Genomic DNA, 10,192 nt, shown 5'->3' with positions numbered 1-10,192 from the left:
GAGATGGACATCTACGACCTGCGGGTCAGCGTCGACCGGATCGAGGGCCGGTCGGTGTGCGGCATGAACGTGGGCGACCACTTCGAGCTGACCGACAGCGCGCACCTGAAGATCCCCGAGGGCAAGCACTTCTGCGTGTACGCCCTGGCCTCGGTGCTGCCGTTCCTCGCGGCCAAGCAGCGTGACCTGCCGTCCGGCGACTGGCTGGCCCAGGACTCGCACTTCATCTGCCCCGACCCGGAGGAACGGCTGGTCATGAAGGTCGAGCGCACCTGCCGCCGCACGATGAACTCGGAGGACCTGACCTGATGCGTACGGAGATCGGGCTGGGCCTGCAGAGCGACAAACCGGCCGGCACGTACGCCCGGCTGGCCCGCTCGGCCGAGGCGGCGGGCTTCGACGTGCTGACGGTGTTCGGCGACCTGATGTACCAGCCGCCGATCTTCCCGCTGCTGGAGATGGCCGGCGCGACCACCCGCGTACGGCTGGGCCCGGCCTGTCTCAACCCCTATTCGATGGCGCCGTACGAGATCGCCGGGCAGATCGCCGCCCTCGACCTGGCCTCGCACGGCCGCGCCTATCTCGGGCTGGCCCGGGGCACCTGGCTCGGCGCGGTCGGCCTGCCCCAGCCGCGCCCGCTGACCGCGCTGGCCGAGTCGGCCGAGGTCGTGGCCCGTCTGCTCCGGGGCGACCGCGAGGGCTTCCGCGGCCGCATGTTCACCCTCGAACCGGACACCACCCTGCGGTACGAGCGCCGGCGCCCGTCGGTTCCGCTGCTGATCGGCGCGTGGGGCGAGCAGGGCGCGGCGCTGGCCGGGCGGATCGCCGACGAGATCAAGGTCGGTGGCAGCGCGAACCCCGACATGGTCCCGGTGATCCGCGAGCGGCTGCGGCCGGGCGCCGACAAGGCCGGGCGCGACGCGGACGAGGTCGGCATCGTGCTGGGCGCGGTCACCGTGGTCGACACCGACGGCGAGGCCGCCCGGGCCAAGGCCCGCACCGAGGTGGCCATGTATCTGGCCGTGGTGGCCGATCTCGACCCGACCGTGAGCCTGCCCGACGGCCTGGTGGCCGAGGTCGGCGCCCTGGTCGCCGACGGGCGGGACGCCGACGCGGGCAAGCTCGTCCCGGACGACGTGCTGGACCGGTTCGCGTTCTCCGGCTCCCCGGAACAGGTCGCGGCCCAGGCCCAGAAACTGATCGACGCCGGCGTGCGGCGGGTCGAGTTCGGCACCCCGCACGGCCTCACCGATGACCGCGGTGTCACGCTGCTCGGCAGCGAAGTTCTGCCCCGCTTGTCCCGTTAGGAGCGTGTCCGATGGACGTCCTGCTGGTTCTCGGCCCCGATCTGGTGGCCGACCGCGGCCTGCTCACCTCCCTGGCCGGCACCACGGCCTGGGACCTGGACGCGGGTCTGCAGGTGGTGCCGTCCGCGACCGCCGCCGACCTGGCCGCCCACGACGGGCCGGTCGTCGTCGTGCCGGCCGACCCGGCGCTGATGGCGGCGGCCCCGGCCAACACGGTTTTCTACGACCTGACCGTCGCGGCCGAGCCCGCCTCGCCGCAGCATCTGCACGGCCGGGGCGTGTGGGGCCTGGCCTGGGCGATCAAGCATGCCGTGCACCGGCTCCGGCACCCGGCCGAGCGGGTCGCCTACGGCGCGCACCCGGAGCAGTGGGCCGACGAACGACTTCCGATCCGGGCCGACGCTGTGGCCGGCCAAGACGTCCCGACCGGCGCCTCGGACGCCCCCTCCCAGGCGCCGGTCGGGATCCTCGTCCACGGCGGGTTCTGGCGGTCGATCTGGGCCGCCGACCTGATGGACGCGCTCGCCATCGACCTGGCCACCCGCGGCTGGACCAGCTGGAATCTCGAATACCGCCGCCCCGACCGCCACGGCTGGGCGGCCACCACGGCCGACCTGGCCGCGGGCGTGGCCCAGGCCCGCGAACGCCACCCGGGCGCCCCGATCGTGCTGTTCGGCCACTCCGCCGGTGGTCAGCTCGCGCTGCGCCTGGCCGCCGACGACCCGGGTCTGACGCTGGCCGTGTCGCTGGCCGGCGTGCTCGACCTGCACGAGGGCCAGCGGCGGTTCATGGGCGAGGGGGCGATCACCACCGCGCTCGGTGGCACCCCGGCCGAGCATCCGGAGGTCTACGCGGCGAGCGACCCGATGACCCGGCTGCCGCTGGCCTCGCCCGCGCTGCTGGTGCAGGGCAGCGGCGACGGCCTCGACCTGGTCGACATCAACCGGCGGTTCGCCGCGGCGTCCGGCGTCACGCTGCTGGAGCAACCGGGCGACCACTTCGACGTGATCGCGCCGGCCTCGCCGATCTGGGCCGCGACCATGGCCGAGGTCGAGCGGATTATTTCACGTACGTGAACAGAGTGTTCAGAACAGGCGCGGGGTGACCACCGAGACCACCGTGGTCACGTCGCCGGTGTCGTTGTACATGCTGTGCGGCACCGACGAGCGCAGGTGCACGCTGTCGCCCGGGTGCAGCCGGTGCTCGACGCCGTCGACCTCGTAGAGCAGTTCGCCCGAGATGACGTACGCGAACTCCTCACCGGCGTGCCCGTACGCGTTCTCCCGCCGCCCGCCCGGCGCGATGTGCACGACCATGGGCTCGAGCACCAGGCCCGCCCCGCGATCCGAGAGCATGCGGTAGGTCTGCTGGCCCGACACGTATTGCACGGCCGCGTTCTCGCCCCGGGTCAGCGTGAAGTGCCGGGGCATCGGCACCACGACCGGGTCGCCGGCGCCGGGGGCGGGCGGGGTGTCGAAGAAGTCGGCCACCGAGTGCCCGAGCGCGCTCGCCACGCTGCCCAGCGCGGTCAGCCCGATCGACGAGATGCCCCGCTCGACCTGCGACAGGAACCCGATCGACAGGCCCGAGCGGGCGGCCAGGCTGCGCAGCGTCAGCCCGCGCTGCTTGCGGAACTCGCGAATGCGCGGACCGACCTGCGCGGACGTGGAGTCTTCGATCGGCTCCGTCACGTGCCCTCCCCGTGGACAACCTTCTTGTTCGATCGTACTAAACGCGGGGCGGCGGCGCGATGGGCTGCCAGTCCAGCGGGGTGGCCAGGATCATCGTGCTGGACGGGGTGCCGTAGTTGCCGAGCCGGTCGGTGACCTCCGCGAACGCCTCCATCGAGACCGCCGCCACCTTGAGCACGCAGCAGGTGTCGCCGGTGACCCGGTTGATCTCCAGCACCTCGGGCCAGGTGGCCACCTTGTCGTCGCGCAGCACGCACGTCGGCCCGTAGCAGGACATCCGGATCAGGCCGAGCACGGTGCGCCCGGCCTTGGCCAGGTCGACGTGGGCGTGATAGCCGGTGATCACCCCGGTCTCCTCCAGGCGGCGCACCCGCTCGGCCACCGCGGGCGGGGACAGGTGCACCCGCCGGGACAGCTCGCTGTAGGACAGCCGCGCGTCGCCCTGCAGCTCGCGCAGCAGCGCCCAGTCCATCGCGTCCATCCCCGTCACCTTCCGATCGCAAACCGATTCCGCAAATCTAGCCACCGATCACTTGTTTCCTGAGGTCAGGGCCGTTGATTGGGCATTCCGGCCGGGCCCCCGGCAGCGAAATCATGTACCGGTCCCCAGCCGAGAACCGCAGGCGAGGAGAACTCGTGGATTCCGTGGATACCGCCGTCGTGCGGCCGACCACCGCCGAGGAGCGCGACGCCCGTACGGCGCGCAACGGCGGGGCGCCCACGCTGGAGTTCGGGCGGCGCGTGCCGTACGACTCGTACGTGCACGCCAGCACCCTGCACACCCTGCAGCGCACGCTGAGCGGCGACCCCGGCGAGATGTCGTTCCTGGTCGTCAGCCAGATCATGGAGCTGTACTTCAACCTGATCCGGCACGAGCTGGAGCTGGCCCGCGAGCACGTGGGGTCCGATCGGATCTGGCCCGCGCTGGCTCCGTTACGACGGGCCGCGCTGCACCTGGAGGGTCTCAACGCGGCCTGGCAGACGCTGCGCTGGATGACCCCGGCCGACTTCAACAAGTTCCGGGACCTGCTCGGCGAGGGCTCCGGCTTCCAGTCGGCCATGTACCGCCAGGTCGAGTTCCTGCTCGGGCTCCGCACCAAGTCGCTGATGCGCCCGTTCAAGGGCACCGCCGCGTACGAGGAACTGGAGGCCGCGCTGCACCGGCCGAGCCTGTGGGACGAGGTGATCGCGCTGCTCGCCCGTCAGGGCCACGACATCGCGCCGCACCTGCTGGAACGGGACGTCGCCGACGAGCACGAGGCCGATGCGACGGTCTCGGCCGCTCTCGTGCGCGTCTATCGCGATACGAGCCCGGAGAACCACCTTAGGCTGCTGGGCGAGGCGCTGACCGAGGTGGCCGACCGCTTCGGCGACTGGCGTTATCTGCATCTCAAGGCGGTGCAAAGAACAATGGGGGCCAAGAGTGGCACCGGTGGCTCGAACGGCCTGGCCTTCCTGCAGCGCAGCATGAGCCGGCCGGTGTTCCCGGAGCTGTGGACCTCGCGGACGGAGATGTGATGGAGCTCGATCGGCAGGACCCGGGGCACCGGCACCTGTTCCATATCCCCCCGGCCGAGGGCGGTGACCATCCCGAGGTGGCGTATTTCGCCGGCAACTCGCTCGGGCTCCAGCCTAAAGCCACCCGGGTCGAGCTGAACGAGGACCTCGACGAGTGGGCCCGGCTCGGCGTCGAGGGCCACCTGGACGCGGCCCGGCCCTGGCTGCCCTACCACGAGCTGCTCACCCAGCCCGCGGCCCGGCTGGTCGGCGCGCTGCCGTCCGAGGTCGTGGTGATGAACTCGCTCACCGTCGACCTGCACCTGCTGATGGTGTCGTTCTATCGCCCGGCCGGCGCCCGCACCCGCATCGTCATCGAGGACGCGGCCTTCCCGTCGGACAGCTACGCCGTACGCAGCCAGGCCCGGTTCCACGGCCTCGACCCCGACACCGCGGTCGTCCGCCTGCGGCCGCGCGACGGCGAGGACACGCTGCGCACCGAGGATGTGATCGCCTACCTGGAGAAGGAGGGCGACACGGTGGCGCTGCTGATGCTGGGCGGCGTGAACTACCTGACCGGCGAGCTCCTGGACATGCCGGCGATCACGGCAGCGGGAAAGCGGGCCGGGGCGGTCGTCGGCTGGGATCTCGCGCACGCCGCGGGCAACGTGCCGCTGGCCCTGCACGAGTGGGGCGCCGACTTCGCCGCCTGGTGCTCGTACAAATACCTGAACTCGGGGCCGGGCGCGCTGGCCGGCGTGTTCGTGCACGAGCGCCACCACGGCGCCGGCCTGCCCCGGTTCGAGGGCTGGTGGAGCACCGAGTCCGCCACCCGGTTCGAGATGACCCCCGAGTCGCGGCCGCCGCGCAGCGCCGACGCCTGGCAGGTCTCCAACCCGCCGATCTTCGCGATGGGTCCGGTACGCACGTCGCTGCGCATCTTCGACGAGGTCGGCATGCCCGCCCTGCGCGAGCGCAGCCTGCGCCTGACCGGCTATCTGCGCGAGCTGCTGGACGAGGTGGTGGCCACCCGCCCGCTGTCGGTGATCACGCCGCTCGAGCCCGAACGGCACGGCTGCCAGCTCTCCGTACGGCTGCACGGGGGCAACGCGGGCGCGCTGACCAAGCGGCTGCGCTTCGAGCACGGGGTGATCGCCGACGCGCGCCAGCCCGATATCGTGCGGTTCGCGCCCGTCCCGCTGTACTCCTCCTATGAGGACTGCCGACGGGCGGCCGAGGCTCTCGCCGCCTGTGTAGAGGAGACCAAGTGACACACATCGCCGTCGTCGGCGCCGGGCTCTGCGGCAGCCTGCTCGCCTGCTACCTGGGCCGCCGGGGCTACACGGTCGACCTCTACGAGCGCCGCCCCGACCCGCGCGTCACCGGGGCCGAACGCGGCCGCTCGATCAACCTGGCCCTGTCCGAGCGCGGCCTCGACGCGCTGCGCCGGATCGGCCTCGACGAGCAGGTGCTCGCGGACGCGCTGCCGATGCACGGCCGCATGGTGCACCCGCTCGCCGGCGAGACGAACTTCCAGCCGTACAGCCTCTCGGGCGACCGGGCGATCAACTCGATCGGCCGCGGCACGCTCAACGACGCGCTGCTCGACGCGGCCGGCGCCACCCCGGGCGTGACCCTCCACTTCGACCGCGCGCTGACCTCGCTCGACCCCGCGGTGGGCACGCTCGGGTTCGCCGACGGCAGCCAGGCCAAGGCCGACATCGTGCTCGGCGCCGACGGGGCCGGCTCGGCGACCCGGGGGCTGCTGATGGCGTACGCCGGGGAAAGCTTCACCGAGACGGTCAGCTTCCTCGACTACGGCTACAAGGAGCTGACCATCCCGGCCCGCGACGGCGAGTTCGCGCTCGACCCGGGCGCGCTGCACATCTGGCCGCGCGGCACCTCGATGATGATCGCGCTGCCCAACCCGGACCGCTCGTTCACCGGCACGCTGTTCTGGCCCAACGCGGGCGCCGGCAGCTTCGCCTCGCTGGGCAGCCCGGCCGCGGTCGAACGCCACTTCCGCGAGCAATATCCGGACCTGCTGGAGCTGATCCCCAACCTGGCCGACGACTACCGGCACAACCCGGTCGGCCTGCTCGGCACCGTGAAGTGCGCGCCCTGGCAGATGCTGGGCCGGGTGGCGCTGATCGGCGACGCCGCGCACGCCATCGTCCCGTTCTACGGCCAGGGCGCCAACGCCGCGTTCGAGGACGTCGTCGAGCTGGACCGCTGCCTCGACGCCACCGGCGGCAACTGGGCCGAGGCGCTGCCGCTGTACGAGCGGGGCCGCCGGCAGAACTCCGAGGCGATCGCCGAGATGGCCCTGGCCAACTTCGTCGAGATGCGCGACAAGGTGGCCGACCCGCTGTTCAAGATGGGCCGGAGCGTCGAGCACACCCTGGAACGGCTGCTGCCCGGCCGATACGTGTCGCGCTACGAGCTGGTGTCCTTCTCCACCACCCCGTACGCCGAGGTCCGCCGCCGGGTCCGGCAGCAGCACCAGGTCGTCGGCGCGGTGGCCGGCGTGCTCGGCGCCCTCGGGGTGGCCGCGCTGATCCGCTGGGCGGTGACCCGATGAGCCTCTGGCGCCCGACCGGCGACCCCCCGGTGCTGCGCAATTTCGTGGCCGGCGAGTTCCGTTCCCCCGTCTCCACGTTCGCCAAGGCCTCCCCGGTCAGCGGCGAGACGGTCTTCACGGTCACCGAGTCGCAACGGTCCGACGTGGACGACGCCGTGGCCGCCGCCCGCGCCGCCGTGCGCGGACCCTGGGGCCGCACCACCGAGCAGGAACGGGCCACCGTGCTGCGGCGCATCGCCGACGAGTTCGAGCGCCGCTTCGAAGACCTGGTCACGGCCGAGGTCACCGACACCGGCAAGACCCTGACCCAGGCCCGTACGCTCGACATTCCGCGCGGCGCGGCCAACTTCCGGGCCTTCGCCGACGTCGTGGCCGCGACCGGCACCGAATCGTTCACCACGGCCACCGCCGGCGGCGGGCGCGCGCTCAACTACGCGGTCCGCAAGCCGATGGGCGTCGTCGCGATCATCGTGCCCTGGAACCTGCCGCTGCTGCTGCTCACCTGGAAGGTCGCGCCCGCGCTGGCCTGCGGCAACGCCGTCATCGTCAAGCCCAGCGAGGAGACCCCGGCCTCGGCCACCGTGCTGGCCGAGGTGATGGCCGCGGCCGGAGTGCCCGAGGGCGTCTTCAACCTGGTGCACGGGCACGGCCCGGACGCGGCGGGGGAGTGGCTCACCACCCACCCCGGCGTCGACGCGATCACCTTCACCGGCGAGTCGGCCACCGGCGCGGCCATCATGCGCGCCGCCGCCCCGGGAGTGAAGCCGGTGTCGTTCGAGCTCGGCGGCAAAAACGCCGGGCTGGTCTTCGCCGACGCCGACCTCGACGCCGCGGTGGCCGGCAGCGTCCGGTCCAGCTTCACCAACGGCGGCCAGGTCTGCCTGTGCACCGAGCGGCTGTACGTGCACCGGTCGATCTTCGACGAGTTCGCCGAGCGGCTCGCCGCCCGCGCCCGCGAGCTGACCTTCGGCTGGCCGTCCGACGAGGCCACCGGCACCATGCCGCTGATCTCCAAGGCGCACCGGGACAAGGTGCTCGGCTACTACGACCTGGCCCGGTCCGAGGGCGCGACCGTGCTGGCCGGCGGCGGCGTGCCGCACTTCGGCGACGAGCGCGACGGCGGGTCCTACATCGAGCCCACCGTGATCACCGGGCTCGGCCAGGACGCCCGTACGGTGCGGGAAGAGATCTTCGGACCGATCTGCCACCTCGCGCCGTTCGACGACGAGGACGAGGCGTTCGCGCTGGCCAACGACAGCGCGTACGGGCTGGCCGGCACGGTCTGGACCCGCGACGTGGGCCGGGCGCTGCGGGCCGGCGCGCAACTCGACGTCGGCCTGGTCTGGGTCAACACCTGGTTCCTGCGCGACCTGCGCACCCCGTTCGGCGGGATGCGGGCCAGCGGCGTCGGTCGCGAGGGCGGCCGGCACTCGCTCGACTTCTACTCCGAATACACCAACGTCTGCCTGGACATGTCATGACATCGCTCGCTCTTGCCCTCGACAACGCCCTGACCACGGCCACCGAGCTCCCGGGTGGACAGCACGAGATCACCGACCCGTACGCGGTGCAGCGCGAGCTGGTCGGCCTGCGGCTGGCCCGCGGCGAGACGGTCGCCGGAATCAAGCTGGGGCTGACCAGCAAGGCCAAGATGCGGCAGATGGGGGTCGACTCGGTCATCTGGGGCCGGCTGACCGACGCGATGCGCATCGAGGACGGCGGGGTGCTCGACCTCGGCCCCCGCATCCACCCCAAGGTCGAGCCCGAGGTCGCGTTCCTCGTACGCGACGGGGCGATCGCGGCCGTCGCGCCGGCCCTCGAGGTGATCGACTCGCGGTGGCTCGACTTCAAGTTCACGCTGGACGAGGTCATCGCCGACAACACCTCGGCCGCCGGGTTCGTGGTCGGCGCCTGGCAGCCGGTGCCGGCCTCGATCGACGATCTCGAGGTGCGGTTGCTCCTCGACGATCAGGTGGTCGAGACCGGCTCCACCGCGGACATCCTGGGTGACCCGCGCGAGGCCTTCGCCGAGGCGCTGCGGCTGGCCGGCACCCTAGAGGACGACTGGATCGTGCTCGCCGGGGCGGCCACCGCGGCCGTGCGGGTGGGTCCCGGTCAATCCGTACGGGCCGAAGTGGAAGGTCTTGGAACCGCCTCACTGAAGGCCTCGTCGTGACCGGGCGGCTGGTCGACGGCAAGGCCACCCCGCGCGGCAAGTTCCCGCACGTCAAGGTGGCCAACGGGTTCGCCTTCGTGAGCGGCACGAGCAGCCGCCGGCCGGACAACACGATCGCCGGGGCCGCGGTCGACGCGATGGGCACGGCCACGCTCGACATCGCCGTGCAGACGCGCGAGGTGATCAAGAACATTGCCGACATCCTGGCCTCGGTCGGGGCCGGCCTGGACGACGTCGTGCAGATCACCACCTACCTGGTCAACATGAACGACTTCGGCGGCTACAACCAGGTCTACTCGGAGTTCTTCGACTTCAACGGCCCCAGCCGTACGACCGTGGCCGTGCACCAACTGCCGCATCCCCATCTGCTGATCGAGATCCAAGCCGTCGCCGCACTGCCCGTTCCGTCGTCGAAGGAGACGTCATGACCGACCCGATCAACTTCCCGGGCTGGATCGAGGACAACAAGCACCTGCTCAAGCCGCCGGTCGGCAACAAGCAGATGTTCCCGACCGGCGACGACTTCATCGTCATGGTGGTCGGCGGCCCCAACTCGCGTACGGACTTCCACGTCGACCCGTACGAGGAGTTCTTCTATCAGGTCAAGGGCAACATGCACGTCAAGACCATGACCCCGGACGGGCCGAAGGACGTGCACGTCCGCGAGGGCGAGATGTGGGTGCTGCCCGGCAACACGCCGCACTCGCCGCAGCGTCCCGAGCCCGGCTCGATCGGCCTGGTCGTCGAGCGGGTCCGCGAGGAGGGCACGCTCGAGAAGTTCCAGTGGTACTGCTTCGAGTGCAACGCGCTGGTCCACGAGGTCGAACTGCAGGTGCGCGACATCGTCGAGGACCTGCCGCCCGTCTTCACCGCCTTCTACTCCGACGAGAAGGCCCGCACCTGCGACAACTGCGGCGCGCTGCACCCCGGGAAGGGCTGA

At 71.7% G+C, this 10,192-nt stretch carries 12 protein-coding genes; 10 read left to right on the top strand and 2 right to left on the bottom strand.

Going from position 1 to position 10,192, the window contains the following annotated elements; translation table 11 throughout:
- Nucleotides 1–3 precede the first annotated feature (3 nt).
- Genes ACZ3I4_RS24530 through ACZ3I4_RS24520 form a run of 3 tightly spaced genes read left to right on the top strand, consistent with a single transcriptional unit; the run spans nucleotide 4 to nucleotide 2,383 of the window.
- Nucleotides 4–309: a TIGR04076 family protein gene (locus tag ACZ3I4_RS24530; RefSeq protein WP_465384423.1), complete on the top strand. Its 306-nt coding sequence runs from the start codon at nucleotides 4–6 to the stop codon at nucleotides 307–309.
- Complete coding sequence (locus ACZ3I4_RS24525) at nucleotides 309–1,307, top strand: LLM class flavin-dependent oxidoreductase (RefSeq protein WP_465384334.1); 999 nt, start codon at nucleotides 309–311, stop codon at nucleotides 1,305–1,307. The genes ACZ3I4_RS24530 and ACZ3I4_RS24525 overlap by 1 nt, the downstream gene beginning before the upstream one ends.
- Nucleotides 1,308–1,318: 11 nt before the next feature.
- Nucleotides 1,319–2,383, top strand: coding sequence for an alpha/beta hydrolase family protein (locus tag ACZ3I4_RS24520; RefSeq protein ID WP_465384333.1), 1,065 nt, complete (start codon nucleotides 1,319–1,321; stop codon nucleotides 2,381–2,383).
- Between the two features lie 9 nt (nucleotides 2,384–2,392).
- Here ACZ3I4_RS24520 and ACZ3I4_RS24515 read toward each other — a convergent pair whose 3' ends face one another.
- Together ACZ3I4_RS24515 and ACZ3I4_RS24510 are read right to left on the bottom strand one after the other, a co-directional pair.
- On the bottom strand, nucleotides 2,393–2,998 hold the full coding sequence (locus ACZ3I4_RS24515) for a helix-turn-helix domain-containing protein (RefSeq protein ID WP_465384332.1): 606 nt from the start codon (nucleotides 2,996–2,998) through the stop codon (nucleotides 2,393–2,395).
- A gap of 37 nt (nucleotides 2,999–3,035) precedes the next feature.
- Complete coding sequence (locus ACZ3I4_RS24510; protein WP_465384331.1) at nucleotides 3,036–3,479, bottom strand: Lrp/AsnC family transcriptional regulator; 444 nt, start codon at nucleotides 3,477–3,479, stop codon at nucleotides 3,036–3,038.
- Nucleotides 3,480–3,634: 155 nt separating this feature from the next.
- Between ACZ3I4_RS24510 and ACZ3I4_RS24505 the strand changes: the two genes are divergently transcribed.
- From ACZ3I4_RS24505 to ACZ3I4_RS24475, 7 genes are read left to right on the top strand one after another with little or no spacing between them, the layout of a single operon-like run.
- Nucleotides 3,635–4,516: a tryptophan 2,3-dioxygenase gene (locus tag ACZ3I4_RS24505; protein WP_465384330.1), complete on the top strand. Its 882-nt coding sequence runs from the start codon at nucleotides 3,635–3,637 to the stop codon at nucleotides 4,514–4,516.
- The gene (gene kynU, locus ACZ3I4_RS24500; protein ID WP_465384329.1) at nucleotides 4,516–5,766 is read left to right on the top strand and encodes a kynureninase; all 1,251 of its coding nucleotides are present in this window, start codon (nucleotides 4,516–4,518) and stop codon (nucleotides 5,764–5,766) included. Before ACZ3I4_RS24505 ends, kynU begins: the two co-directional genes overlap by 1 nt.
- Complete coding sequence (locus ACZ3I4_RS24495; protein WP_465384328.1) at nucleotides 5,763–7,076, top strand: FAD-dependent oxidoreductase; 1,314 nt, start codon at nucleotides 5,763–5,765, stop codon at nucleotides 7,074–7,076. The genes kynU and ACZ3I4_RS24495 overlap by 4 nt, the downstream gene beginning before the upstream one ends.
- Nucleotides 7,073–8,557, top strand: a complete 1,485-nt coding sequence (locus ACZ3I4_RS24490) for a 2-hydroxymuconic semialdehyde dehydrogenase (RefSeq protein WP_465384327.1) — start codon at nucleotides 7,073–7,075, stop codon at nucleotides 8,555–8,557. The genes ACZ3I4_RS24495 and ACZ3I4_RS24490 overlap by 4 nt, the downstream gene beginning before the upstream one ends.
- Nucleotides 8,539–9,252, top strand: a complete 714-nt coding sequence (locus ACZ3I4_RS24485; protein WP_465384422.1) for a 2-keto-4-pentenoate hydratase — start codon at nucleotides 8,539–8,541, stop codon at nucleotides 9,250–9,252. Before ACZ3I4_RS24490 ends, ACZ3I4_RS24485 begins: the two co-directional genes overlap by 19 nt.
- Nucleotides 9,249–9,680: a RidA family protein gene (locus tag ACZ3I4_RS24480; RefSeq protein WP_465384326.1), complete on the top strand. Its 432-nt coding sequence runs from the start codon at nucleotides 9,249–9,251 to the stop codon at nucleotides 9,678–9,680. Before ACZ3I4_RS24485 ends, ACZ3I4_RS24480 begins: the two co-directional genes overlap by 4 nt.
- The gene (locus ACZ3I4_RS24475) at nucleotides 9,677–10,192 is read left to right on the top strand and encodes a 3-hydroxyanthranilate 3,4-dioxygenase (protein WP_465384325.1); all 516 of its coding nucleotides are present in this window, start codon (nucleotides 9,677–9,679) and stop codon (nucleotides 10,190–10,192) included. Before ACZ3I4_RS24480 ends, ACZ3I4_RS24475 begins: the two co-directional genes overlap by 4 nt.

The organism is Actinoplanes sp. NPDC021490 (assembly GCF_055562135.1).
The sequence above is the reverse complement of the archived record's forward strand: the minus strand, read 5'-3'. Positions and strand labels throughout refer to the sequence as shown.

Excerpts from the sequence above, each read along its gene's own strand:
- ACZ3I4_RS24525 (WP_465384334.1), top strand. The coding sequence starts at position 309 with ATGCGTACGGAGATCGGGCTGGGCCTGCAGAGCGACAAACCGGCCGGC.
- kynU (WP_465384329.1), top strand. The coding sequence starts at position 4,516 with ATGGAGCTCGATCGGCAGGACCCGGGGCACCGGCACCTGTTCCATATC.
- ACZ3I4_RS24490 (WP_465384327.1), top strand. The coding sequence starts at position 7,073 with ATGAGCCTCTGGCGCCCGACCGGCGACCCCCCGGTGCTGCGCAATTTC.
- ACZ3I4_RS24530 (WP_465384423.1), top strand. The coding sequence starts at position 4 with ATGGACATCTACGACCTGCGGGTCAGCGTCGACCGGATCGAGGGCCGG.
- ACZ3I4_RS24520 (WP_465384333.1), top strand. The coding sequence starts at position 1,319 with ATGGACGTCCTGCTGGTTCTCGGCCCCGATCTGGTGGCCGACCGCGGC.
- ACZ3I4_RS24475 (WP_465384325.1), top strand. The coding sequence starts at position 9,677 with ATGACCGACCCGATCAACTTCCCGGGCTGGATCGAGGACAACAAGCAC.
- ACZ3I4_RS24510 (WP_465384331.1), bottom strand. The coding sequence starts at position 3,479 with ATGGACGCGATGGACTGGGCGCTGCTGCGCGAGCTGCAGGGCGACGCG.